This window comes from Candidatus Pantoea symbiotica (assembly GCF_056491525.1).
Genome location: NZ_JBSZHR010000003.1, coordinates 625,013 through 651,047 on the forward strand (window position 1 = coordinate 625,013; position 26,035 = coordinate 651,047).

Below are 26,035 nucleotides of genomic sequence, written 5' to 3' on the forward strand. Positions count from 1 at the left end.
GCAATTGCGCAGAGACTCTCAGGCACCGCCTGAAGAGCGCGAACTGTCCGCTACAAAGCACAAAGAGGGAATCAGGGCGCAATATCGCCCTGCGGTTCCGCATCCCTACGCCGGTATTAGCCGGATCAGGTTCGGAGGGTCACTACGTTGCCAGCGCATACACGCCAGCCGGTAGAATCTCAGCCCCTTAACAGAGCACCCCTTGGAACAAGCCGCAGTCTAGGATGGCGCGCGATGATGTGTCAACCTTGTTAAATTCTGGCCTGTCCGGCATTCATCACGCCATGTCTTATACTTTGGGCATCTGTTTTTTTGGAGGTGAAGTATGGCTGGCGGTTGGTCAGAAGACGGTGCAGTGCACAAACAAATTGATGCCACGGTCGATGACGCGGTGGCCCGCGCGCGCGCGAATCTCGGCCACGGTGAAAGCGCCGAGTTTTGCGACGAGTGCGGCGAACCGATCCCGGAAGCGCGTCGCGCGGCATTAGCTGGCGTGCGTTACTGCGTGAATTGCCAGAGCAAGATCGATAAAAAACAGGCGGCGATCGGTGGTTATAACCGCCGCGGAAGTAAGGATAGTCAGTTGCGGTAGTTATCTAAATTAACGATTCAGGTTAATGGACATTTTAAAATATTATCTGTACTAAATACTTTTGATTAGAAATACCGTTAACCTGAAGTAAGACCATTCGCATATAACCAGTCTTTTCAACAATAAATACTGCTGCACTACTACTGGAAGCGAAATTAGCGCCTGAACTTATAATCTTCATGGATTAGCTTTTACCTTGAGCAACTTGAGTTTAGCCAGTAATGCTGATAAGTTAGCCACACAACTCAACCCTGTACGCAGCGATTCAGTTCGCTGGCCGTTAGGGTGAAAAAACCGGCTCAGGCCGGTTTTTTCGTATCTTAAGGAAGGATAAGAGTGCGTACTGCAATATTTATTGATGGATACAATGTATTTTATGGACTCCTTGCAGGTACGCCTTATAAATGGCTCAACTTGTCATTGCTGCTGTCGTATATATGCCGGGTACAGGATCCGACTGCCATAATTGAAACAGTAAATTATTATACCTCCTCGGTTATTCCCCACCTCGCCACACGCGGTATTGAATCCCGACACGCTCAGGATACTTATATTCGCGCGCTGAAAACGACCGGAATAAATATCTTCACCGGACGTCATCGACTTGAGCACGCTCGGGCTCCGCGTTTCATCAGTAAAAACGTGCCCGCATCACGTCTGGATAAGGTAGATATCTGGGAACTTGAAGAAAAAGAAACCGACGTGAATATTGCCATCAGCATGTATCGTTTGTTTGCAAAACAGCAGAAGTTGCCAGCAGAAGAGAGGGTCGCGCAGCTGGTGTTAGTATCGGCTGACACCGACATGACGCCAGCACTTAAGGCTATTCGCGAAGATTATCCCGAAGTTCGCATCGGGATAATTTTACCGCACCGCCAGGGAAATGTACGTGGTGTTCCGGGTTCGCTGCAGAATCATAGTCACTGGATACGCAGAACGATCACCAATGAAGAGCTTGATGCATGCCAGTTTCCTGTTCGGGTTGCGACGCATAAAAAACCTGCGGTTAAACCCGAATATTGGTAGGCATTACAACCACATCATTCAACGAGCAACGCAGCCAAATCGCTCATCAAGTAATGGATAATTTTTCGCGTCAGGCAACTCGAAGTGCCACCATTCGGTTGGCATAGCGACAAAGCCGCCGCCAAACATAATTGCGTTCAGTAGCAGGCGATTACGTTGTGCTTCGGCGGGGACATTCGGATGATAGGGATGCGATTCCACTTCCATCGCATCAAAGGCGGTGCCCATATCCAGCGGCTGGCCTTGTGCATCAAGTAACGTCAGGTCAATCGCCACACCGCGACTGTGATTCGATCCCTGCGCGGGCGGCACCACATAATCTTTATCCGGACAGGCATCCCACAAGTGCCACTGCGCTTGCTGCGGCCGATAGGCATCGAGTACCAACAAACTGAATCCCGCCAGCCGGGCGATCTCAATACTTTTTGCCAGTGCGTCGGCGGCGGCCGGATGCAGCAACGCTTTGGCCTCCTGGTAAATGGCATAGCCCGCGATGTTATCCGCCGTGGCATATTTCAGATCGAAACGTAAAGCGGGAAAGGTTACGGCTAAATCAATCAGTTCAACGTCCTGCGTCATAAGACATCCTGTTCATTACTGGTCCGGCAATGATAATAACTGACGCGGTAAATTTGTCAGCCGTTCTGCGCCAGCGGGCGTAACGCGCACCGTTTCGCTGAACGCCAGGCCTTGCGCGGAAATATACATGTGGAACACCATATTCTCTTCCAGCAGCCACTGCGCATTAGCGTGAAAACTGCAGGAAAAATCACTCGGTCGTGGCGTGCGAGTATAAAGCCCCAACGCATAACCGGTGATATTGGGATAATCCGCGCGCAATCCTCTACTCAGCACCGCATCGCGCACGATGGCATCCACTTCATGCGCCGTCATGCCCGGTTTCATGGCCGCAAATTGCTGATCCTGTATGGCGATCAGCTGTGCTGCCAGTTCGGCACGCTGCGCCGAAATCTCCCCGACGATGTAAGGCCGCATCAGGCGTGCGCTGTAATGTTTCACTTTTGGGATCAGCTCGACGTGCAGCACATCGCCTATTTCCAGCCGCTGCTCGTGGCCACTAGCATGCAGAAAACCATTATCACCGCTGGCGATCACAATCGGCCCGGTTTCGCCGGTATCCGCGCCAAGCTGTAAAAACTGTCCGGCCGCCAGCGCGGCGACATCTCGCACGCGCCAGCCGCCTTCCACTTCCGCGCCAATCGCCATTAGTGTGGCATCCGCGATGGCAGCAGCCTGACGCAACGCGGCGATTTCCGCTGGGAATTTAACGCTGCGCAGCCGGTCGCTCAGCCCGGTTAAATCACACCACCTCACGTCTGGCAGATAGCGCGAAAGCTGCTGCCAGCTGTGTACCGTCATGCCGTAAGAATAAAAATCTGCGCCGATGCGCGCCTGTTGATATCCGCGACCTATCAGACTTTGCGCCACCGCGTGCCAGGCATCCTGATCATCGCGATAGCTTTCCACGTCCAGATTCGGCGATTGCATTCGGCATGGCGCTTCATCCAGCTGGCGCAGCACCATCCAGGGTTCGCCGTTGAGCGGCACCAGGCAGGCTCGATACAAGGTTTCGGAGACGGTAAAGCCGGTGAGCCACGCCAGCAGCTCACCATGATCCACCAACATAATATCGACCGCGTTCTGCTGCATGGCGGCACGCAGACGCATCAGCGCTTCGGCGTGCATTACGCGGCCTCAACCGGCTGGCAAATCTCCAGAATGGCCAGCAAATAGATGCGCACCATATCGAGGAATTCACTGATTTCAACCCGTTCATCCGGCATGGTGTTGTATTTTCCGCCCGGCCCACAGACGATCCCTTCCATGCCCGCATGCTGATAGAGATGCGCCGCGTCGGTGCCAAAGAATGCCGGAGGCGTGATCACGCCGGTCGGTTGCTCGGTGCCGCGCACGGTTTTCCAACCGCGATTCACCGCTTTAACGATGGCCGATTCCGGTGACACTTCGAACGGCAACATGGTGGGTTTATCGCGAATGCCATCATCATAAAGCTCGGCTTTCAGGCCCGGGTAGCGCTGGCACAAGGTGTTCAGCAATGCCTGCAGATCGGCGAGCACACCTTCCACCGTTTGCCCCGGCGCAAAGCGTGCCGAGCCTTTTAAGCGCACAAAGTCAGCCACCTGCGGCGGTCGCCACTCTTCCAGATCGCGGCCCAACGCACCATGCACGGTACCGATGTGTCCACGGTTAATCTTCAGATGCTCAGCAGTTTTCGCACCGCTAAAGGTCATACTGTTAATCTGCGGAATCAGCTCGACAGCGGCGCTGATCGCATCGACCGCTTCTTCACGTTTCGATAAATGGCGCGTATCGCCGGTGAGCTCAATGGTAAACATCAAGGAACCGGCGTGCATGGTGAGCGCTTGCAGATCGGTCGGTTCCGCATTGATGAAGTAGTCGGCGCGCACGCCTTGCTCAATCGCCGCCAGCGTGCCAATGCCGCCCTGCAACTCGCCCACCACGTAGGTCAGAATCACATCGCCTTTCAGCTTTACACCGGCATCAATCAGGGTTTTCAAGGCGCAAAAGTAGGCGGCATCACCCGCTTTCATGTTCGACACGCCGATGCCGTAGATAAACTGCTCGTCAATTTTTCCTGCCCAGGGATCGACGGTCCAGCCTTCGGTGACCGGATTGGTATCCAGATGTCCGTTGAACAGCAGGCTTTTGCCGCCGCCGCTGCCCGCCAATCGTCCAATGGCGTTCAGTCGATCGCCAGGCACGTTCTGCAGTTCGGTTTCCAGGCCCAGCTGCGCCATCTGCGCAGCCATGTATTTCGCCAGTTCACGCTCGCCATCGGTGGCGCTGTAGCTTTTGTGTTGCACCATTTTTGCCAGGAAAGAGAGGCAATATTCGCGATCGATATGATGAATTAACTGTTCAGGATTCATGTTTTTCTCGTCATGCAACGGACTTGGATAAGTCGGGAATATGCACCGCATCAAGCAGTGCACGGGTATAAGGATGCTGCGCCAGCGCCGACATGTTGTCGCCGGGCAGCACTTCCACCACGTCACCGCGATACATCACCGCCACGCGATGGGCGATTTGGCGAATCAGGTTGAGATCGTGGGTAATAAACAGATACGCGGTGCCGTAGCGGCGACGCAGTTCCAGTAGCAATTCGATAATGGTAGCCTGCACCGAGACGTCGAGTGCGGCGGTGATCTCGTCACAAATCACCAGATCCGGTGGATTGGCAAAGGCGCGGGCGATGGCGACGCGCTGCTTCTGGCCGCCCGATAGCGCATGCGGATAACGCTGCGCAAACTCCGGCGGCAAACGCACTTCCTGCAGCAGGCGCGCCACCGCCTGTGCTTCGGTTTCACCCGGCGGCAAACCGTACAAGCGCAGCGGCCGCGCGATGATCTCGCCGATGGTCATACGCGGATTCAGCGAGGCATCGGGATGCTGGAAAATCATCTGCACGCGGCGGCGATACTCTTTATCCATCTGCGCGCGGCCATGCAGCGTGTAGCCACAAAAATCGAGCTCGCCGCTGAACGGCACCAGGCCAGTAATGGCTTTACCCAGCGAGGATTTACCGGATCCCGATTCGCCGACCACGCCGAGGATTTCTCCCTGATGCACAGTGAGCGAAACCGCATTGGCGGCGCGCGTGGTATTGGCCTCGCGCTTCAACAGGCGGTCGAGCAAACCTTGTTTACCATAGTCGATGGTGAGCTGCTTCAGGCCGAGTAACGGTTGAGTGCCTGGCGCGTCCTGCACCAGCCGATGTTGCGGATTGGGCACCGCCTCAATCAGCTTGCGCGTGTAGGCATTTTGCGGCGCGTTAAACAGGCTGCGCGTGTCGGCCTGTTCGACAATGCGCCCTTGTTCCAGCACACAGACGCGGTTGGCGACTTTGGCGACTAACGCCAGATCGTGCGAAATATACAGCGACGCGACGCCGGTCTCTTCGCGCAACCGCTCGTAGAGATCGAGGATCTGCGCTGAGCTAATTACATCCAGCGCGGTGGTTGGCTCATCAAAAATCATGCAGTCCGGCTGGCAGGCAAAAGCGGTAGCGATCAGAATGCGCTGCTTCTCGCCCCCCGAAACCTGATGCGGATAGCGGCGCATCATGCGTACCGGATTTTTGAGTTCAACGTCATGCAGCAGCGATTCGCCCAGCTCCTGCGCTTCACGTGCGGACAAACCGCGATGGCGGCGTAACACTTCGGTGACCTGCTCACCCAATGTCAGCGTGGGATTGAGCGAGGCGCTGGGATCCTGAAAAATCATGCCCAGTTTGGCCCCGCGCAGTGCCGTCAGTTTGGCCGCTGGCAAGGTCAGCAAGCTGTCACCGTTCAGGCGGATATCGCCTTGCAGCTCGCGCGCATTGCCCGCCAGCCAGCGCATAATCGCCCAGCCGAGCGTGGTTTTGCCGGAACCCGATTCGCCCACCAGCCCGAGTACTTCGCCGGGCATCACTTGCAGGTTGATGTCACGCAATACCGGCAGCGCATGTCCTTTGGCTAACGCGTAATCGAGGCTGTAATTTTCTACCGACAGCACCGGTGCAAGCTTGTCACTCATCAGTGGCTCCTTGGGTTGAGCACATCACGCAGCCCGTCACCCAGTAAATTAAAACCAATGGCGACCAGCGCAATGGCGAGGCCCGGAATCATCATCATCCACGGCGCATTGAAAAAGTAGGCGCGCGCTTCCGAGACCATCAATCCCCACTCCGGCTCTGGCGGCTGTGCGCCCAAACCAAGAAAACTCAGGGTGGCAAACAGCATGATGGCGAAGGCAACGCGAATGGTGGCTTCAACGATGATCGGCGCCAGAATATTCGGCAGCATTTCACGCAGGATGATGTAGTGCCCGGCTTCGCCGCGCGCGATGGCGGCGTTGATGTAATCCTGCTGGCGGGCGGCTAACGCCACGCTGCGCGAGATGCGCACCATGCCCGGCACAAAGGCGATGGTGATCGCCAGCACCGCGTTCATGCTGCTCTGCCCCAGCGTGCTGACAATCAGTAACGCAAACAGCAGGCTGGGAATCGCCATCACCGCATCCATGGTGCGCATCATGAACTCATCAAATTTGCCGCCCAGATAGGCGCTGGCAGTGCCGAGCACCGAACCGATCACCATCGCCAGCGCGGTAGCCAGCAGCGAGAGTAAAATGGTTGAGCGCGCGCCCACCATCACGCGGCTGAAGATGTCGCGGCCCATCTGATCGGTACCAAACCAGTTTTCCGCGCTGGGCGGCTTATAGCGCGTCAGGATGGAGATCGATTCAGGATCAAAAGGCGCCACGTGCGCGCCGCCCACCACCATCAGCAGCGCCAGCAAGATAATCAGCACGCCTGCGGCGCCCTGCGGTGAACGCAGCAAACGTTTCAAAATATCAGGCATAGGAGATCCGCTTATCGAGAGTGACGTAGGCCAAATCAGCCAGGAAATTCACCACTGAATAGGTCGCGGCGAGGATCATCACGCCAGCCTGAATAGTGGGCAGATCGCGCGCCTGCACGGCGACAATCAGTTCGCGGCCAATGCCGGGAATAGCGAAGATCTCCTCCACCACCACAATGCCGCCCAGCAGATAACCGACATCCAGCGCCACGATGGTGATGGTTGGCAACAAGCCGTTGCGCAGCGCATGTCGCCAGAGAATGCGCCGACGCGATAAGCCTTTCAGCCACGCGGCGCGAATGTAATCGGTATGCAGCACATCGACCATCTCTGAGCGCACCATGCGCGAGACGTGCGCCACCAGAATCAGCGCCACGGTCACCGACGGCAGAATCAGGTGCTGAATGCCGCTGACAAAGTTCTCACTGAGCGGCACATAGCCAGTGGCGGGCAAAATCTGCCAGACATCGGCAAACAGCAGTAGCACCAGCGTAGCGGTGACGAATTCCGGGAAGGAGATGCCGATGTAGGAGATAACGCTCACCAGCACATCGGCGGTTTTGCCGCGACGCACCGCCGCCCAGATGCCGAGGGGAATGGCGATAATCAGCATCAGAATTAAGGCGCACACCGCCAATAGCAGCGAACGCGATAACGCCGTTAGCAGTGTCGGTGCCACTTCGAGGCCATTGCGCATCGATACACCAAAGTTGCCTTGCAGCGCCTGCGTCAGCCAGTGCCAGTATTGCAACCAAGCCGGGGCATCCAGCCCCAGACGTTCACGCACCGCCGCCAACGCTTCCGGCGTGGCGTTTTGTCCCAGCAAAGTGACAGCCGCATCGGCCGGTAACAGTTGAGTGATGCCAAAGACCAGCAGCGACACCACTAACAAGGTGTAAACCATCAGCAGAAGGCGTTTAAGCAGATAACTTGCTGTCACGTTCGCTCCTTACACTGCGCGCTTCGGCGCTTTGTCGGTCAACCAGATATGGTCAAGACGGAACACCGCACCGCGCGGATGCAGGTGATATCCGCCGACATAATCGCGGCTGGCGGCAAGCAGATCGAAGAAGGTTGGGATCACCGATGGCACTTCGTCATGCATCAGCTGCTGCGCTTTGCCATACAGCGTGGCGCGCTGGGCTTCATCGCGGGTTTCACGCGCTGCGCCGACTGCTTTATCAAACTCCGCGTTGTTCCAGCGCGTTTCATTCCAGGATGCGGTTGAGGTGTAGAGCAGAGAGAACACCGCGTCCGGCGTCGGCTGCATGTTGTAGAAGCCGACGTAGAAATTGCCTTTCTTCCATACCTGATCGAGATAGGTGCTGTGCGCCATGGTCTGCACGTTGATGCGGAAACCGCCCTGTTTCGCCATCTCGCGCAGCGCGATGCCCAGCTGCGTGCGGGTGGCTGGTTTATCGGAGGCGATAAGCGTTAAATCCAGACCGTTGGGATAACCGGCATCCGCCAGCAGCGCCTTGGCTTTGCTGTAATCCACCGCTTTTTTCGCCAGGTTGGCGAAGAATGGATACGCGCCGTTGATCGGCGTGTCATTGCCCGGTGAACCCAAGCCATCCGCCACGAAATCCACTGACGCCTGACGATCAACGCACAGCGCCAGCGCCTGACGTACCCGCACATCGTTGAACGGTTTTTGATCGCAGCCCATGTTCACATTGAGGAACTGGCCGGATGCCACGCGCAGCGGCAGCACGCCGGAAGATTTGGACAGGCGCGCAAACTCACTCGACTGCGCGCTCAGCATCAAATCGGTGTCACCGGAGATCAGTGCAGAACTTTCCGCGATACCATCCGGATAAACCACTACTTCCACGCCATCCAGATAAGGGCGCGCCGGATCGTAGTAATGCGGATTGCGCTTCACCACAATTTTGCGTTCCGGATCGTAGGAAACCAGCTGGAAAGGACCGGCGCCGAACGAGGCTTTGCTCAGCTTGTCATACTGGCCTTGCGCGATGCTGGCCGGGATGATTTTTGCGTCCGGATAAGCCAGCATCACCGGCAAATCGGCGTAAGGCGCATCGGTTTCAATCAATACCGTATTGGTGTCTGGCGCGCTGACGGCTTTAATCGGCCCAATGTTATGCAACGCCGGTGAAGCATTTTTCGGATCGAGCAGCGCCTGCAGGCTGGCGACCACATCCGCTGAGGTTAAGGCGGAACCGTCGCTGAACTTCAGGTTCGGGCGCAGGGTGAATGTCCACTGCTTGAGATCGGCGCTCGCCTGCCAGGATTGCGCCAAATCGGCTTCGGCTTTCATCTCCTGCGTCAGACGCGTTAAGCCGCTGTACAGCAATTCCGCCACCAGATATTCCGGGTTGACGCGAACCTGATGCGGATTCAGCACGCTGACGGCCTGGTCAACGCTGATGCGCAACACGCCGCCTTTACGCGCGGTGCCGCCCGGCGTAGCGCTCGCCACCTGCGCGGCATGGGCCGAGAACGACCAGGGCAGCATCGCTGCGCCCGTCAGAGCGGTAGAACTGGCGATAAACTGTCTGCGGTTTAACCCTTTCATTGCGCACATCTTCTCTTCCTCGTTAATTAGTTAACTACCCTGGGTTGGCTGAAAATCATCGGCGAGATACGCCAGAATGGACTGCGAAAGTGCGATCAAATCTGCCAGCGTGGTGTACTCATCGGCGGCATGAATGCGATTGTCTGGACGGGCGAGGCCGCCGAGTAAAATCTCCTGAATCCCGGCTTGCTGGACCCAGCCCATATCGGAACTGGTGGACGATCCCCAGGGTTTGAACTCGCTGGGTTGGAAACCAAATCCCTGACTCAGCGCCGCCTGCCAGCGCGGCCAATGCGGGCCGTCAGGGTTAGCGACCGGCGCGAGATGACCAATCATTTGCAGCGTGACGTCGAGTGCGCGGCTGTCGCGCATCGCGCTTTCCACACAGTGCGTCAGCTCTTGCCACACCGCGTCAAAGTGCTCTTCCGGCGCATAACGGCGATTAATCAACAGCTCAAAACGCTCAGGAATAGTCGAGCCTTTGCTGCCGCCCTGCGCGGCGGCCAGCGTTAACAGTGACGTCAGCGGTTTGCCTTGATAATGCGGCGGGGAAGGCATCGCCGAGGTGCGTTGTTCCACCTCGAGCTTCAGCTGATAAAGCGCGTTCATCAGCGGCAGCGCCGCTTCGATAGCATTGATGCCGTTAACCGGATCGCCAGAGTGCGCCGAACGTCCGGTGATAATCACTTTAAGATCGATGCTGCCAAAGCAGCCGGCCCAGATGCGCGGCACCGCGCCACCGTTGAAGCTGAGCAGGTGACCTGAGAAAAGCTGTTGTTCCGCCAGATAACGGATGCCGGGATACAAGCCGCCCTCTTCATCAGTGCACAGCAGAAATACCGGATTAAAACGCAGCGTAATCGCCGCCGCCTGCGCCGCGCGCACCGCCGCCATCGCCGCAACAATGGTGCCTTTCATGTCTGCCGCGCCGCGCCCAAACAGCTTGCCTTCCGCTGCAGTCAGCGTCAGCGCCGGAAAACGCCAGCCATCGCCGGCGGGCACGGTATCGGTATGAAAGTAGAGATTGCAGTTTTCAGCTGCACCGGCATCGAGTGACGCCAGCAGATTGACGCGTTCACCGTACGCGCTGCCGTCCGGTGCCTGCCATAAATGTTCCGGCACCGAGACGCGCGCAAAGCGAAAATCCAGCGGCTCCAACAGATGCGTCATCACGTCAGCAAATGCGCCGTAACCGTTGCCCGGCGGGAAGCAGGTATCGACCTCGAGCATCTGTTTGAGGTCATCCGTCATTTGCGCGCCGTCGTTGGCAATCATCGCTAATGCACTGTTAAAACGTGAATTTTGCATCATAGGATTATCGTCTGTTGTATTTCTATATAGTTTATAGATAATGCAATTCAACCACTGCGGTCAATCGGTAATCGGAAACATGCAAAAAAACTATGACGCGAACGATGCTCAACCTTTCGCCAGACTCAGCGAAGGTGAAGGTGCGCCGCTGTATGAAGTGGTCAAGCGCCATATCAGCGAATCGATCCTGCAAGGCGAACTGCCCGCAGGCACGATTTTGCCGAGTGAAAATAGCCTGGCGGCGAAGTTTGGTGTGTCGGTTGGCACGGTGCGCAAAGCGCTGGCGGCGCTGACCACGGAAGGCATGCTGATGCGCCGTCGCAAAACCGGCACCGTGGTGACCGGCTGGGCGCCGCTGCACAATCTCAGCCATTTCTTCCAGTATTTCCGGCTGCACGATAAAAGCGGCGGATTGCTGCAATCCGATACCCGATTACTCGATTACCAGCTCAGCCAAGCCAGCGCCGATGAGGCTGAGAAACTGCAAATTGCTCAGGGTGATGAGGTGATCCGGCTGAAGCGTTTGCGTCGTGTGAAGGGAATCGCCGCGATGCATGAAACGCTGGTATTGCCCTCGGCGCGTTTAGTCGATTTTCCTCCCGCCGATCAGTTGCCGCCGCTGCTTTATCGCTATCTGTTTGAACGCTACGATCTACGCGTCGCCGCCGTGCGCGAGCAAATCACCGCCACGCTGGCAAATGAAGAGGATGCGGCGCTGCTGGAGCTGAGTTTGCCACACGCCGTGATGGTGATTGATGAAGTGTCGTTTGATCAAAGCGCCCTTCCGGTGATTCTGGCGCACCACCGCTTTAGCACCGAACACTTTATGTACGTGAATGAGATTCGCTGATCGCGCGGCATGAACCGCCGTTTGAGTCAGGTTAAACAGCGCAGATGCAACGGGTTTCTGGAAGTTTCGGGAAAATGTTCTACGCTTTAAAGGTAGTTAAACGTATTCCACTGAAAGGAACTCATCATGATGAATAAAACAGTACTGGCAACGGCATTTCTTGGCACTTTTATGGCAATGACATTGACCGCTTGCTCTTCTAATCAGGCGATTAAAACCACCGACGGACGCACTATCGTAACGTCTGGTAAGCCGCAGATCGACAGCGACACTGGCCTTGTTTCTTACAAGGATGCGCAAAGCGGTAAAACTGAGCAGATCAATCGCGACAAGATTACCAATATGAGCGAACTGGATAATTAATATCCTTTTACTAGCCTGGAGAGACTAATGAAAAAAACAATTTTGCTTTCTATTACTGCGCTTATTGCCCTGTCCGCTCTGACCGGTTGTACACGGACCTCGTACGCCATTCACACCAATGATGGACGCACCATCGTGACCGATGGCAAACCACAGGATGCCGAAACCGGCCTGCTGGGTTACGTCGATGCTAATGGTGTTAAGCAGCAAATCAATAAAAGTGACGTGAAAGAGATCTCTGAAGTTCCGAAGAAATAACTTTTCTGCCTGAAGCCGCCCGCTAAAGTGGATTTTCGCCATAGCGGGCGTTTTTAATGACCTGATGTGCTTGCTTCAACCGAAGTCGCTCTGCAATCCATCGATATACTTTTTACTCTCCCTCAGCACTTCAACAATCCGTTCCAGTTCCACTGGCGTATCACTGCGTACCGGCGTGCTGTCAGCCAGTCGATGCATGCGCAGCGGGATTTCCAGCGTGCAGGGAATATCGTGCATTGCCAGTGACTTGATGAGCGGCTGATACGCTAATATGCCCTTCCCGATGGGCGGAAAGTGAAACTCTGTGCCCTGCTTATATACATCTTTAATGTGACAATGCCGCATCTGTGGCGACAGCTGCATTATCTGTTGTATCGCATCCGCCTGAGGTCGCAACGACACCATATTGCCAGCGTCGCCATTAAACGCTACAGCTGTACTGCCCACCTCTCTCAGCAACTGTTCACCCTCGGCTGCCAGCGCAAAAGCATCATAATTATGGTCGCCACCATTTTCGATCAGTAAGCAACAATCGGCCTGCTCAAGATATGGCGCGATCTGACGTAAATTACTCACCAGCGCCGCATAATCCTCACGCTTTGCCGTACAGGCGTTGAGCAGCTTGACGCCTATCGCCTGAGCAAAACCGATGCGTGTTTGCAGGTACGCAACCGCTTCGGGTCGCGCCAGATTAAAGGTGCAACCGAGCGCCAACGTTTTCAGCTGATGCTTGTCCAGCAGTGTCCGTATGCGTTGCGCATTGGCCGGGCTATACAGGCTGTCATCCAGGTCACCGACATAACCTTGGTTATAAGCGACCTCAACGTACTCATAACCTAACTGGCTAATGATTCCGAAGGCGACATCCATGTCGTGCCCATCGAAAATCGAGGTGTTAACACCGAGTTTAAGCGAATTTGGCATAGCGAAGATTCTCCTGATAATCGGATATCGAACGATAACTGGGAATCAAATCGCGCTGGCTGCCATACGCACCAGCAAGCGGAAAGCGTTCTCAAACGCCGATGGCGTTGCAAGATTTTGCCCATATAAGTTGTATGCGGTGCCGTGATTGGCGGTCGCGATTGGAATCGGCAGTCCGCCCTGTACGGTAATACCGCGTTCGAAGCCAAGCATTTTTAACGCGGTGGCGAACTGATCGTGGTACATCGAAACCACGGCATCCAGATGCTGCGTATCTACGGCTTTGTAGGTGGTATCGGCTGGATATGGGCCATAGACATCAATACCTTGATATTTGGCTTTTGCCATCGCCGGTTTAATGATGGTTTGTTCCTCATCACCAAACAAACCATTCTCACCACCATGTGGATTCAGGGCCTGCACGGCAATTTTCGGCTTAGCGATGCCCGCCTGACGCAGCGTGCGATCCATCAGCGCAATGGTATCGACTACGCCTTCGACACTGAGGTTCTTCACAATATCGCGGAAGGGAATATGCGAAGTGGCGCGTCCAGCCCAGAGGTCATCCACCACATTCACCTCACAGCAGAAGCTATCCCACTTCAGTAGTTCGGCGAACCAGTGCAATTCATCGCGATGCTGCAGCCCTCCCATATGCATCGCTTGCTTATTCAGCGGCGCAAAACAGACGCCTTGCGTAATGCCCTGCTGTGTCAATTCGACCGCACGCGCCAGCGTTTCCAGGATATACACGCCGCTCTGCTCGCTAGCATTGCCATAATCAAAAGGCGTGCGTGAAGACCAGTCATGATTGAGCAGCAACGGTTTACCCGACGTGAACCTGATATCTGCGGTGTCAGTAATTTCGTCATAGTCGAAACGTTGATCGGCAATGGTCATGCCTTTTTCCAGCTCCTGGCGGTCGGCAATGATAATCACGTTAGCCAACTCACGTAGCGCCGGCTGCGACAATACTTTGGCCACCAGCTCTGGACCAATACCTGCTGGATCGCCCAGCACCAGTGCAACAGAAGGTTTTTTCATCAGGATTTCCTCAGTGATAAGCATTATTTGCGGGCTGTACTTCACCGCGAGAAGGGGAATCTTCAGACAACGGAATGTCCGGGCGCATAAAGAAGGTAAGCACGATGCCCACCATCAGTAGCACAACCGAGCCATAAAATGGCAAGCTCCAGTTGCCGGTTCTATCAATGATGATGCCAAACAGAATCGGCGAAATGATGCCCGCCACCGCTGAGCCGGCATTCACCAGGCCGCTGGCGACGCCAACGTACTTGGGCGTGATCTCCATTGGCACTGCCCAGATAGGCCCAATGGTCAGTTCCAGGCAGAAGAAGGCCAGACCAAGACAGGCGGTAATCACCGTCATGTTGGTGGAGCTAATCACCGGAATGAGCAGCAAACCGGCGCTCAGAAAGCTAAAGATAATGACGTTACGTCGCGCCGCCACTACATTGCCGGTACGTTTTAGGATTTTGTCACTCACGATGCCGCCGACGGTATTCCCCACCACACCCGAGAGAAATACTGCTGAGGTGAAGAGTGCGGACGATTTCAGGTCCATGCCGCGACCGTTCATAAAGAAAGTCGGGAGCCAGGTGAAGAACAACCAGCCGGTCCAGCCGTAGCAAAAATAGACGCCCATGGTTGGCCCAATACGCTTGAGCAGCGCTTTCCATGGCGTGGGGGCTTTCACTTTGTCCGTCATGTAGGCATCAAGTTTTGGCAAAATCTTGCGTTCTTCTTCGCTCATATCGGCAATGTGATGCGGGTTATCGCGGAAGCCTGCAATCCAGAAACCGAGCCATACGGCGGTAATAACGCCCAATGCGATAAATGAGAAGCGCCAGGAGTGCATCAGAACTAACAGCGCCACCAGCGATGGCGTAACAGCATTACCAAAGCGTGAAAATGAGTGGGTGATACCTTGTACAAAGCCACGCTTCTCGCTGGAGAACCAGAATGTCATGGCGCGCGCTTGTGACGGCAATGCCGCGCCTTCGCCTACGCCAAGCAGCATGCGTGACAGGAACAACGAAGCGAAACCACCCGCGAAACCGGTACAGATGGTTGCGACCACCCAGATGCTGCCGCAGATGATAATGGTTTTGCGTGCGCCGAAACGGTCAACAAACCAGCCACCGATAATCTGAAACACTAAGTAGGTGTAAGCGAAGGCAGAAAAAATCAGGCCCAGATCGGTGTTATTGAGGCCAAGATCCTGCTTTATCAGCCCCGCCGCAGTTGAAAGGTTGACGCGATCGACGTACATCAGAAATGACAGGGCGCAGAAAAGCGCCAGTACTTTCGTACTGTATCGGTTTTTCAAGGATGAACCTTTTGGGTTAGGTCAGAGGTTGTGGGCTGCACCTTGCTCAAATGAACGCTTGTTGTTCATTTGTTATATTTTATCGCTTATTTTTCGCCTGCTCATTGTGAGCACCATCACAATAAGCCTGCTAAGTAGTTTTCAGCGTTCAAGGTGTGATCGTCATCTCAGCATTGCCAGCTGACGATGAACATATGCACAATCAACCACTAAGCCATAAACAAAAGCTCATTGAATAAACGTTACGATCTGTTCCTGATGCGTACATATGCGCAGTGAATGTTGCGGAGTGAAGCTGGTTTATCGGTCGACATAAATGGCGACCCTACCGTTGTTTGGCGAGGTTTTTGTAGGGTGCGCATTCATGCGCACCTGGATAAATAGACAATTTAATGTGCCGCTACAGTGCGTGTCGCTTTTCGTCTAAGCACTTTCTTAAGCGATGTAGATAAGATAGACAGCCAGATGTACCATAGCGCAAACGCTAATAACCATCAGCAATGTCAGTACGCCTTTGCCAGGATTCAACGCGTAAAGTCCCTAGAACGTATACGTCACCGCCGCTGTTGCGGTCAGCTGGTTCTGCCTAAATACAATAGGACTGTCTGCCGCGTGATCGTCCAGCCACGTGTAACCCGCGCTCAGTGCGCCGCCCCAGTGCTGAGTAAACTGATGACTCCATGTCAGGTCGGTTTCTACTCCATAAAATCCTGCTGCTGCTGAGTAAGTCGTATAGCCACTCTTGACGCTTTGACGTGCATTAACGCCGTACCAGGTTTGCATGTAGCGCGCATCCCCAAACAGCGCGGAGGTCTGCAAGGAAAGGTTATCTTCCTGGCTTTGCAGCGGAATCAAGGTTAACGAAGTGCGATAATTTACGCCCTGGCTGGCTGTCAGCGGCAGTACGGCTTTCGCTTCAAGAATCAGCCATGGCGAGATCGCCCAACCGGCAGCAATTCCGGTGTTGAACGTGGCATTGATTGTGCCCATGCCACGAAGCTTGTCAGAACCATCGCGCCAGTCGGAATCCTTGTCCGCCCTGCCCAGGCCATATCCCAATGTATGTTCCAGATACAGGCCGCTGTCACTTTGCAAATCGTAGCCGACACCCTTTTGCGAATCGATAAAAAATGCGCCCTTTCGGGCCTGCACCATCGGCACCACCTGCCAGCGTTGCTTATTTGCGCCGCTATATTTCGGCGTGGTCTGCGCGCCTACGCCCATCATCACGCCATCCTGCGCTGCGCTATCATCGGCGCGCGTGCTGGCACTGAAACTGACCAGTAACAAACAGCCACTGTACAGCGCCTTTTTTCTGGTTATCATCGTGTCACCTCAGTTACCCATCTGTTTTTAGCCCCTTGCCCGGGCGTTGCGTCACAGGTCGGAGTATCCCGAAGCAATGTCAATTAAGTGCCAGGGATTTATGAAGAAACTGTCAAGGTGAGCCATGAACAACAGACGAGTATTGGTTATTGAGGATGATGCAGACGCGGCAGACGTGCTGGAAGCCTATCTGCTGCGCGAAGGATATGCCGTAGAGATTGCCGGTAATGGGCTTAGCGGACTTGAGCGCGTTGAGAAGTGGAAACCCGATCTCATTCTGCTCGACATCATGTTACCCGGCATGAACGGCACCGAGGTGCTGGCTGCCGTGCGACGCCGCGCTGACACGCCGGTGATTATGATTACCGCGATGACGGACACGCCCGACAGAATCGGCGCGCTGCGCTTAGGCGCGGATGACTACGTGGTGAAACCCTATCATCCGGGTGAAGTGGTTGCGCGCGTGCAGGCCGTGCTGCGCCGCAGCCGTGCGGCAGTTGCCGAGGATGAAGTGCTACGCTGGCAAGCGCTTGAAGTTAATACTGCGGCAATGACCGCCGTCGTCGCGCAGCCAGAGCAGCATCCAACCCGGATTGACCTCACGCCAACCGAATTTTCTCTGCTGGTGACGCTGATGCGAGCGCCAGTGCGCGCGCTTAGCCGTCAATATCTGATCGAAACCTGTATGCCTGAAAGTGAGGCGCTGGAAAGGGTGATCGATACCCACGTCTACAACCTGCGTAAGAAGCTCGAAATCGCCGGGTTGTCAGAGATATTACTCAACGTGCGCGGCGTGGGTTACAGGTTCAGACAGCCATGAAAAAGTCACCTCCTCAAACGCTGTGGCGCTGGATCTGCGTGCGTATTTTGACGCTGGCCATCGTCACGGTTATTGCCGTCGCCGGGATTATGTTCCTGCGCTTTGCGCTGCAAAACCTGTGGATCATCCACCATATGCCGCCGGACATGCGCCAGGAATTTCTGACACTGCGTGCGCATCCGCAAACCAATCTGCCGCGCTTCCACGAGATCGTTGATGAACGCTGGGGTGTGCGCTACTCCGATCCTTCGGTCGGTGCCGCTGACTGGCTGATGGTGATCATCCTGATTTTCATCATTACGCCGTTTGTTGCTTTCACCGTTCTGCGCTACGCCCGTCCGCTAGCGCTGCAATTCAGCCACCTGAAAAAAACCGCTGATCGGGTATCCGAAGGGCAGTTTGGTTCATCCGCCACCATGGTAAAAAGCGCCCCGGCGGAGCTGTTGCACTTCGCGCACGACTTTAATCGCATGAGCCAGCAACTGGCGCTCTACGATCGTGAACTGCGCGCCTCGCACGTGGCGCTGGCACACGAACTACGCTCGCCGCTGACGGCCGCTATTGGTCGAATGCAAGGTCTGCTGGATGGTGTGTTTCAGCCCGAACCGCAGCAGCTGGAAATGGTCATGAAACAGTTGCGTCACATGAGCCGACTCATTGATGAGCTTCACCTGCTGTCGCTGGCCGACGCCGGGCAACTTAAGCTGGATCTGCATGTGATAAATCCGGGAGAACTGGCACGAGAGCGTGTGGCCTGGGTACGACCGCAAGCCGAAGCCAGCGGCATGATCATCAGCGTGGCAGCAGACAGCACGCTCACCTGCCGCGCCGATCCCTTCCGGTTGGGTCAGGTTTTTAGCGTGTTGATTGAAAACGCCTTGCGCTATGGCAAACCTGCGGGCCAGTTGCAGATTATCGCCCGGGCGGTGCCGGGAGGCTGCAGTATTGAATTCAGGGATGATGGCCCCGGCGTCGCACCGGCGTTTCTGCCAGAGATGTTTGAACGCTTCACGCGCGGCGAAACCTCACGCGCGCGACACTCAGGCGGCAGCGGACTTGGCCTGTCGATCGCCCGCGCCATCTGCGTGGCGCACGGCGGCAGGATTAGCGCCAAACTACCCAAAGAGGGTGGCCTCAGCCTGGCAATTTTTTTGCCTAACGTCAGTACGGAGCCGTTGTCGCGCTCTTGACAGGATCTTGACTCACCGTACAAAGAATCTCGACAGTAAGCCGTTTTAATGGCGCCAAATCCTTGTACGGAGAGGCGCCATGACAGACTCTTTCACCGGCCTGGTCAAACAGGCCGCCGATCATCTTATCGATGCACCACGCTTAATAGCGTTGCTGCCGTTGTTGCCCTGCATGGTGGTCATCGCCTTGTCGCTCACCGCCTGCGGGCCACGCGATCCCTTACCCCCTGCGCCTCCCCGGCCGGTAAAATTCATCATCGTGAAGCCCGCCACGCAAGGGCGGCAGGTGCAGATGACCGGCGATATTCACGCCCATGACGAAACATCGCTGGGTTTCAGGTTGGATGGGCGGATTCTGGCGCGATCTGCCGAAGTGGGCGACCGCGTCAACGCTGGTCAGGTGCTGGCCACATTAGAAAGCAGCACGACCAAAAACGCGTTACAGAGTGCGATGGCTGACACCGACAGCGCACGGGCAACGGAACGCGTCGCGGCGCTGAATCTGCACCGCATGAAACAGTTGATGCCCTCCGGTGCGATTGCGCGGGCGCAACTCGACAGCGCGCAATCAGAATGGCAATCCGCCGCAGCGCGCCTGCAAAGCAGCGAAGCCACACTTAATAACGCGAAAGAAAATCTGCGCTGGACGCAGCTAACGGCCCCTTCCAGCGGTGTGATCACCGCCGTCAGCGCATCTGCCGGACAGGTAGTGAGCGCCGGTCAAAAGGTGATGTCGCTGGCAAGCGGTGCACAGCGGGATGTGGCTCTCGACGTGCCCTTCCCGGCAGCATTTTCCTCGCTCCCCGGCGACGCCTTTCTCGTAACTCTGCTCTCTTCACCGGCGATCACCGCGCAGGCGCATCTGCGCGATATCAGCCCGCAGGCTGATCCACAGACGCGCACCTGGCGGGTTCGATTAACGTTGGACGATCCGCCGCCAGCGATGCTGCTGGGCGCAAGCGTCAGCGTTGCGCTGCCAGAAAGCGATCCGCGAACCTTCATCCTTCCTGCATCCGTGCTCACTCGACTGGCAGGCAAGCCGGCGGTGTTTGTGCTGGATGCGCAGCGCGGCAAGGTAACGCGCCGCATAGTGGTGATTTCCCGCTTCACCGTCAGTGAAGTCTATATCGCGAGTGGTCTCACAGCAGGCGAAAGCGTGGTCACGGCAGGCGTGAGCACATTGCGCGATGGCGAAGCGGTTTCGCTGGGAGATGAGCAGCCATGAATGAACATTCAGCTCGCGCTAAATTCAACCTTTCCGCCTGGGCGCTAACTCATCAACAGCTGATGGCTTTTCTGATGCTGATGATCATTGGCGCGGGCGTGCTCAGCTATCAGGCGCTGCCGCGTAACGAAGATCCTGCTTTTACTATCAAAACCGCCGTGGTCTCGGCGCAGTGGCCCGGCGCCGATCTCAACGATACGGTGCAACTATTGACTGAGCCGCTGGAGAAGAAGCTGCAGGAAGTGCCGTATCTGGATTACGTGCAGAGCGAAACACATCCCGGCAAAACCGTTATCTTTGTGAATCTGCGCGATAGCACGCCGCCCGCCAAAGTGCAGGACATCTGGTATCAGGTCCGCAAGAAAATGCAGGATGTCAGCAGCACGCTGCCTGCGGGCGTTACAGGCCCGGCGGTCAATGACGATTTTGACGATACCTTTGGCACGATTTACGGTTTTACCGCTGAAGGATTCAGTGCACGTGAATTGCGCGATCGCGTCGAATCCATTCGAGATCGGCTGATGAGCGTGCCAGACATCGGCAAAATTGCGTTGCTCGGTGTGCAGGAGGAGCAGATTGTTGCCAGCTTTTCTCCGCGCAAACTCGCAGGTCTGGGCCTGAGCCTGCAGCAGGTCACCGATGCCTTGCAGGCACAGAATGCCTTATCACCCGCAGGCGTCATTCGCACCGACAGCGATAACATCTCGCTGCGCGTCAGCGGTGCCTTCAACTCGGAACAAAGCCTGCGCGCCGTTACGCTGCATATCAACGATCGCTACATTCCCCTGACCGATATCGTCACGCTGTCGCGTGTGCCTGCCGAACCGCCAACGCCGCTTTATCGCGTCAACGGTAAGCCCGCGATTGGGCTGGCGATCTCCATGGCGCCGACCGGCAATATGCTGGACTTTGGCAACGCGTTGACGGCTAAGATATCGCAAATTGCCCGCCAATTGCCGCACGGCATTGAGGTTACAAAAGTGGCCGATCAGTCGCGGGTGGTCAGCAATGCGGTCAGTGGATTTGTGCGGGTTCTCGGCGAAGCTATCGTTATTGTGCTGGCCGTCTCTTTCGTGTCGCTCGGGCTGCGCGCCGGTTTAGTGGTGGCAGCGGCAATTCCATTAGTGCTGGCGATGACGTTTACCGGCATGATGCTGGCGGGCATTGGGCTGCAACGTATTTCCCTCGGTGCGCTGATCATTGCGCTGGGCTTGTTGGTTGATGACGCGATGATCGCGGTGGAAACCATGGTCGCTAGACTTGAAGCCGGTGATTCCCGCTGGCGCGCCGCCACGGTGGCCTTTGAAACCACCGCATTTCCGATGCTAACCGGCACGCTGGTGATGATTGCCGGTTTCATTCCCGTTGGCTTCGCTGCATCCGGCGCGGGAGAATATTGCTACTCGCTGTTTGTGGTAGTGCTGATCTCGCTACTCAGTTCCTGGGTTGTCGCGGTGCTGTTCTCTCCGTTGACCGGCAGTTGGATTTTGTCATCAAGGCCAGGTAAATCGCACGCCAAACCCGGTTTATTGCTGCGTTTCTATCGCCATCTGATTTCACAGGTCCTGCGCCATCGAGGTTTCACGCTCGGTCTGGCGGGTGCTTCGCTGATGGTCGCCATCTGGGGCATGAGCCATATGCAGGGCGAGTTTTTCCCCGCCTCCGACCGCCCGGAGCTGCTGGTCAGCCTCACGCTGCCCGCAAACGCATCGCAGGCGCGCACGCTAAGTGTGGTGGAACAGCTCGAAGCGAAACTCAGCGGCAACTCGAACATTGACCATTTATCCTCCTACAGCGGCAGCGGCGCCGTGCGTTTTTATCTACCGATGGACGTGCTGAACGATGATGAAAACATCGCCCAGCTGGTAGTGGTAGCCAAAAATCTGGCGGCGAGAGATCGGTTGAAAGCCCAACTCGACCGCCTGCTGGCAGGTGAATTCAGCGATGTGGTGACGCGCGTATCGCCGCTGGAACTGGGTCCGCCGGTTGGCTGGCCGATCCGCTATCGCATCAGCGGGCCGCATTACGATGTGGTGAAACAGTATGCAGAAAAGCTGGCCGGCATCCTCGGGCAATCCCGCGCGACGCGCAGTGTAAACCTGACGGCGGGCGAGGCCGAACGCGTCATCACCTTTGCGGTGAACCAGACCGCAGCCCGCGCGGCTGGCGTCTCTTCACAGGATATCGCGCAGCTGCTGAACCGCGTGTGGTCCGGTCAAAGCGTGACTACCGTGAGAGATCATAACCGGCTGGTTGATGTGGTGTTGCGCGCCAACGATGCTGACCGGCTGGATTTGAGTAGCCTCGCTGCGCTCAAACTGACCACCGCGGCAGGCACGAAGATCGCCATCGGCCAGGTGGCGACGCTGCAGTGGGGATTGCAGGATCCGGTGATGTGGCGTCGACAGGGTTTTCCCTATGTGGTGGTACAAACGGATGTGGCAGCAGGCATGCAGGCGGAAGCCACATCCGCGCAGCTTAGTACGGCTGTTCAGCAGCTGCGCGTTAAATTAGCGCCGGGTTACACCCTTGATGAAGAGGGCACGGTTGCCGAATCGGATAAAGGTAACGGTTCAGTGTTTGCCGTATTACCGGTGACGTTGTTTGTCATGTTGATTCTGCTGATGGTGCAGCTGCAACGAATATCGCGCATGTTGCTGGCATTGGCGATGGCGCCCTTTGGACTGCCTGGCATTGTTCTGGCGATGCTGCCCAGCGGTACGCCGATGGGATTTGTCGCCCTGCTCGGGATGATTGCGCTGGCCGGCATGATCATCCGCAACGCCGTTATCCTGATCATGGAAGCCGATAGCAATCTGCGTGCTGGCATGTCGCGCAACGATGCGGTAAGCAAAGCGGCAGAGCATCGTGCCCGCCCGATTCTTCTCACCGCATGCGCCGCGATTTTAGGCATGATTCCAATTTCTCATCAGGTGTTTTGGGGGCCGATGGCCTACGCCATCATTGGTGGGTTACTGGTGGGAACAATGATGACGCTGACGGTGTTGCCCGCTGCGCTCAGTTTGGTGATGCAGCGTGAATCAACGTCTTCAGCTAAATGACAAAGTGTTGGCTGGCATTGCGCCAGCCAACATGACTTAACGTGCCAGACGCCAGCCGCGTGTCAGGCGCTTTTCTATCTCCACCAGCACAAAGATCCCCACACTCACCGCCAGCGAAATCAGCCAGTATTTAAACGGCAGCGGCGCGGTGCCAAACAGCGTGTTCATCAATGGTACATAGATAATCATCGCCTGCAGCGCGATAAGCACCACGGTGACCAGCCAGATTCCACGGTTTTTCAGTAAGCCGGCATCCAGCGAGAATCCATTACTGTTGCGGCAGTTCAGCATGTAAACCCACTGCGCGGTTACCAGCATCTGCAGCAGCACGGTACGGATGAACTCCGGCGTATAGCCGCGCGGCTGAAGCCAGGCTTCCAGCACGAAGGCGCTAATCGAAATCAGCAGGCCGACGAAAATCACGCGCCAGATGGCGTAACCATCCATCACCGGGCTGCGTGCGTTACGCGGCGGACGGCGCATGATGTTGCGCTCTGCCGGTTCGAATGCCAGACCAAACGACAGCGTTGCCGAGGTCGCCATGTTCATCCACAGAATCTGCACCGGCGTTAGCGGCAGCAGGTTGCCCATCAAAATCGCAATGATGATCAGCAATCCCTGCGCCAGGTTAGTCGGCATGATAAACAGAATGGTTTTCTTCAGGTTATCGTAGACGCGTCGGCCCTCTTTTACCGCTGCCGCGATGGTGGCGAAGTTGTCATCGGCGAGGATCATATCCGCCGCCTCTTTGGTCACTTCGGTGCCTTTGATGCCCATCGCGATACCGACGTTGGCCTGCTTCAGCGCAGGCGCATCATTGACGCCATCACCGGTCATGCCGACGATCTCACCGCTGCTCTCCAGCGCTTTCACCAGACGCAACTTATGCTCGGGGCTGGTACGGGCAAAGATGTCGTACTCACGCGCCGCCACGCCCAACTCCGCATCATCCATGTGCTCCAACTGATAGCCGGTAATCGCAGAATCGCTGTTACCAATGCCCAGCATCTGGCCAATCGCCATCGCGGTTTCTGGGTGGTCGCCGGTGATCATCTTCACGCGAATTCCTGCCTGCTGGCAGTCGCGAATCGCGGTGATAGCTTCCGGACGCGGCGGATCCATCATGCAGGCCAGGCCCAGCATCTTCATGCCGTTGCGTAAATCGTCGTGATCGATATGATGCTGCGCTTCCGGCAGCCAGCGCCACGCGGCGGCAACAGTGCGCAACCCTTCGCTGGCGTACGTGGTGATCGCCGCTTCCCAGTAGCCGCGATCAATCACTTCCGCTTCGGTTGCGCCCTGCTGCTGCTGACACAGCGACAGCAACACATCGGGCGCGCCGGTCATCAGCAGGCACGGTTTGCCATCAATCAGGCAGCTCACCGCCATGTATTTGTAGGCGGAATCAAACGGCAGCTTGCTGAGAATCTGCACCTTGTCACTCGGGATGCCCGCCTTGGCGGCCAGCACTTTCAGCGCGCCTTCGGTTGGTCCACCGACAATGCCCCAGTTGCCGTTGGCGTCCTGACGCAGCTGGCTTTCGTTACAGATATCCACCACCTGCAAGAAGCCCTGCATCAGCGCATCGCTCTGCTGACCAGCTTCAAGGGTAAACTCGCCTTTAGGTTCGTAACTGTTGCCGCTGATGCGCCACTGGCTGTTCGCCAGCACCACCGCTTTCACCGTCATCTCGTTCATGGTCAGCGTGCCGGTTTTATCCGAGCAGATCACCGTCATAGCACCAAGCGTTTCGACCGTCGGCAGCTTACGAATGATGGCGTGATTTCGCGCCATCGACTGCACGCCAAGCGACAGAATGATCGAGATAATCGCCGGTAAACCTTCCGGCACCGCCGCCACCGCCAGGCTGATCACCGACAGCAGCAGCTCCGTCACCGCGATGTCGCGCAACAGGTAACCAAACACGAACAGCGCAATCATCATCAGCATGATGATGCCGAAGATGGCTTTGCCGAGTTTGTCGATCTGTACCAGCAGCGGGGTTTTCGCCTCTTCAATCGAAGAGATCATCGCATTGATGTGGCCCAGCTCGGTATCGCCGCCGGTAGCAATCACCACGCCCAGCGCAGTACCCGAACTGACGGTGGTGCCGGAATAGGCCAGATTCAGGCGATCGCCAAGCGCCTTTTCGCCCTCAAGCGCCACGGTGTTTTTTGACACTACCGTTGATTCGCCAGTCAGAATCGCCTCTTCGACGCGCAGGTTATGCACCTCGAACAGACGCAAATCCGCCGGGATCTTATCGCCTGGACGCAGCATCACCACATCGCCCACCACCAGATCCTGCGTAGCGACGGTGATCTGCTGGCCGTCGCGCAGCACCATGGCATCGCTCGACATCATGTTCTGGATGCTTTTTAGCGACTTTTCGGCGTTGCTCTCCTGAATGAAGCCGATCATGGCGTTGATCACCGCCACGCCGAGAATCACAAAGGTATCCACCCAGTGGCCCATTACCGCCGTGATCACCGCCGCAGCCAGCAGGATATAGATCAACACATCTTTGAAATGCGCCAGAAAACGCATCAGCAATGATTTTTCCGCTTTCTGCGGCAGCACGTTCGGCCCGTTGGCGTCGAGTCGTTGCTGGGCATCGATGGTGCTCAACCCCGCTGGTGAGCTGTTTATTGCGTTAAATACCGCGGCGTTATCCTGCTGATAATAGGGCCGCGCGGATGCCTCCGGACGTTTTGGCTGAATAGGAATAACAGTCATAATTAACCCCGTGCTATTGAATTGAAAATATAAAAGCGTGCGAAAATAAAAAACA

At 56.2% G+C, this 26,035-nt stretch carries 22 protein-coding genes and 1 riboswitch; of the genes, 9 read left to right on the forward strand and 13 right to left on the reverse strand.

From position 1 onward, the window contains the following. Positions 1 to 85: 85 nt before the first annotated feature. Positions 86 to 213, reverse strand: a riboswitch (TPP riboswitch). A 112-nt stretch (positions 214 to 325) separates the two neighbouring features. Together ACXIZX_RS23575 and ACXIZX_RS23580 are read left to right on the forward strand one after the other, a co-directional pair. After that, positions 326 to 592: a DksA/TraR family C4-type zinc finger protein gene (locus ACXIZX_RS23575; RefSeq protein ID WP_479405208.1), complete on the forward strand. Its 267-nt coding sequence runs from the start codon at positions 326 to 328 to the stop codon at positions 590 to 592. A gap of 336 nt (positions 593 to 928) precedes the next feature. Next, entirely contained in the window at positions 929 to 1,618 is a 690-nt protein-coding gene (locus ACXIZX_RS23580; protein WP_479405209.1) for an NYN domain-containing protein, read from the forward strand. Between the two features lie 18 nt (positions 1,619 to 1,636). Here ACXIZX_RS23580 and ddpX read toward each other — a convergent pair whose 3' ends face one another. Genes ddpX through ACXIZX_RS23620 form a run of 8 tightly spaced genes read right to left on the reverse strand, consistent with a single transcriptional unit; the run spans position 1,637 to position 10,876 of the window. Then, positions 1,637 to 2,197 carry a D-alanyl-D-alanine dipeptidase gene (gene ddpX, locus ACXIZX_RS23585; protein WP_154156709.1) on the reverse strand — a complete coding sequence of 187 codons (561 nt, stop codon included), beginning with the start codon at positions 2,195 to 2,197 and terminating at the stop codon, positions 1,637 to 1,639. A gap of 15 nt (positions 2,198 to 2,212) precedes the next feature. Then, on the reverse strand, positions 2,213 to 3,325 hold the full coding sequence (locus ACXIZX_RS23590) for a M24 family metallopeptidase (RefSeq protein WP_479405210.1): 1,113 nt from the start codon (positions 3,323 to 3,325) through the stop codon (positions 2,213 to 2,215). Beyond that, positions 3,325 to 4,551, reverse strand: a complete 1,227-nt coding sequence (locus tag ACXIZX_RS23595) for a M20 family metallopeptidase (protein ID WP_479405211.1) — start codon at positions 4,549 to 4,551, stop codon at positions 3,325 to 3,327. The genes ACXIZX_RS23590 and ACXIZX_RS23595 overlap by 1 nt, the downstream gene beginning before the upstream one ends. 10 nt (positions 4,552 to 4,561) lie before the next feature. Further along, on the reverse strand, positions 4,562 to 6,199 hold the full coding sequence (locus ACXIZX_RS23600) for a dipeptide ABC transporter ATP-binding protein (RefSeq protein WP_479405212.1): 1,638 nt from the start codon (positions 6,197 to 6,199) through the stop codon (positions 4,562 to 4,564). Then, positions 6,199 to 7,026: an ABC transporter permease gene (locus ACXIZX_RS23605; protein WP_479405213.1), complete on the reverse strand. Its 828-nt coding sequence runs from the start codon at positions 7,024 to 7,026 to the stop codon at positions 6,199 to 6,201. The genes ACXIZX_RS23600 and ACXIZX_RS23605 overlap by 1 nt, the downstream gene beginning before the upstream one ends. Continuing rightward, positions 7,019 to 7,966 carry an ABC transporter permease gene (locus tag ACXIZX_RS23610; RefSeq protein ID WP_007885920.1) on the reverse strand — a complete coding sequence of 316 codons (948 nt, stop codon included), beginning with the start codon at positions 7,964 to 7,966 and terminating at the stop codon, positions 7,019 to 7,021. The genes ACXIZX_RS23605 and ACXIZX_RS23610 overlap by 8 nt, the downstream gene beginning before the upstream one ends. Positions 7,967 to 7,975: 9 nt before the next feature. After that, on the reverse strand, positions 7,976 to 9,574 hold the full coding sequence (locus ACXIZX_RS23615) for an ABC transporter substrate-binding protein (protein WP_479405214.1): 1,599 nt from the start codon (positions 9,572 to 9,574) through the stop codon (positions 7,976 to 7,978). A gap of 21 nt (positions 9,575 to 9,595) precedes the next feature. Then, positions 9,596 to 10,876: a M20 family metallopeptidase gene (locus ACXIZX_RS23620; RefSeq protein WP_479405215.1), complete on the reverse strand. Its 1,281-nt coding sequence runs from the start codon at positions 10,874 to 10,876 to the stop codon at positions 9,596 to 9,598. A gap of 79 nt (positions 10,877 to 10,955) precedes the next feature. On the opposite strand from ACXIZX_RS23620, the gene ACXIZX_RS23625 reads away from it, so the two are divergent. The 3 genes from ACXIZX_RS23625 to ACXIZX_RS23635 all read left to right on the forward strand — a co-directional run bounded on the left by ACXIZX_RS23625 (position 10,956) and on the right by ACXIZX_RS23635 (position 12,347). Beyond that, complete coding sequence (locus ACXIZX_RS23625) at positions 10,956 to 11,726, forward strand: GntR family transcriptional regulator (protein WP_479405216.1); 771 nt, start codon at positions 10,956 to 10,958, stop codon at positions 11,724 to 11,726. 129 nt (positions 11,727 to 11,855) lie between these two features. Beyond that, positions 11,856 to 12,089 carry a YgdI/YgdR family lipoprotein gene (locus ACXIZX_RS23630; protein WP_155727019.1) on the forward strand — a complete coding sequence of 78 codons (234 nt, stop codon included), beginning with the start codon at positions 11,856 to 11,858 and terminating at the stop codon, positions 12,087 to 12,089. Positions 12,090 to 12,116: 27 nt separating this feature from the next. After that, the gene (locus tag ACXIZX_RS23635) at positions 12,117 to 12,347 is read left to right on the forward strand and encodes a YgdI/YgdR family lipoprotein (protein ID WP_479405217.1); all 231 of its coding nucleotides are present in this window, start codon (positions 12,117 to 12,119) and stop codon (positions 12,345 to 12,347) included. A 75-nt stretch (positions 12,348 to 12,422) separates the two neighbouring features. On the opposite strand, the gene ACXIZX_RS23640 is transcribed toward ACXIZX_RS23635, so the two are convergent. The 4 genes from ACXIZX_RS23640 to ACXIZX_RS23655 all read right to left on the reverse strand — a co-directional run bounded on the left by ACXIZX_RS23640 (position 12,423) and on the right by ACXIZX_RS23655 (position 16,947). Further along, positions 12,423 to 13,217, reverse strand: a complete 795-nt coding sequence (locus tag ACXIZX_RS23640; protein WP_479405218.1) for a sugar phosphate isomerase/epimerase family protein — start codon at positions 13,215 to 13,217, stop codon at positions 12,423 to 12,425. A 99-nt stretch (positions 13,218 to 13,316) separates the two neighbouring features. Continuing rightward, entirely contained in the window at positions 13,317 to 14,315 is a 999-nt protein-coding gene (locus tag ACXIZX_RS23645) for a 4-hydroxythreonine-4-phosphate dehydrogenase PdxA (RefSeq protein WP_479405219.1), read from the reverse strand. Between the two features lie 10 nt (positions 14,316 to 14,325). After that, complete coding sequence (locus ACXIZX_RS23650) at positions 14,326 to 15,621, reverse strand: MFS transporter (RefSeq protein WP_479405220.1); 1,296 nt, start codon at positions 15,619 to 15,621, stop codon at positions 14,326 to 14,328. 540 nt (positions 15,622 to 16,161) lie between these two features. Beyond that, a complete protein-coding gene (locus ACXIZX_RS23655) occupies positions 16,162 to 16,947 on the reverse strand; it encodes a MipA/OmpV family protein (RefSeq protein ID WP_479405221.1) in 786 nt (261 codons plus the stop codon). A gap of 124 nt (positions 16,948 to 17,071) precedes the next feature. On the opposite strand from ACXIZX_RS23655, the gene ACXIZX_RS23660 reads away from it, so the two are divergent. From ACXIZX_RS23660 to ACXIZX_RS23675, 4 genes are all read left to right on the forward strand, one after another. Then, entirely contained in the window at positions 17,072 to 17,767 is a 696-nt protein-coding gene (locus ACXIZX_RS23660; protein WP_179452515.1) for a response regulator transcription factor, read from the forward strand. Further along, entirely contained in the window at positions 17,764 to 18,957 is a 1,194-nt protein-coding gene (locus tag ACXIZX_RS23665) for a sensor histidine kinase (protein WP_479405222.1), read from the forward strand. The genes ACXIZX_RS23660 and ACXIZX_RS23665 overlap by 4 nt, the downstream gene beginning before the upstream one ends. Positions 18,958 to 19,036: 79 nt before the next feature. Continuing rightward, on the forward strand, positions 19,037 to 20,182 hold the full coding sequence (locus tag ACXIZX_RS23670) for an efflux RND transporter periplasmic adaptor subunit (protein WP_479405223.1): 1,146 nt from the start codon (positions 19,037 to 19,039) through the stop codon (positions 20,180 to 20,182). Next, positions 20,179 to 23,244: an efflux RND transporter permease subunit gene (locus ACXIZX_RS23675; RefSeq protein WP_479405224.1), complete on the forward strand. Its 3,066-nt coding sequence runs from the start codon at positions 20,179 to 20,181 to the stop codon at positions 23,242 to 23,244. The genes ACXIZX_RS23670 and ACXIZX_RS23675 overlap by 4 nt, the downstream gene beginning before the upstream one ends. Positions 23,245 to 23,280: 36 nt before the next feature. Here ACXIZX_RS23675 and ACXIZX_RS23680 read toward each other — a convergent pair whose 3' ends face one another. Next, entirely contained in the window at positions 23,281 to 25,980 is a 2,700-nt protein-coding gene (locus ACXIZX_RS23680; protein ID WP_479405225.1) for a cation-transporting P-type ATPase, read from the reverse strand. Between the last annotated feature and the right edge of the window lie 55 nt (positions 25,981 to 26,035).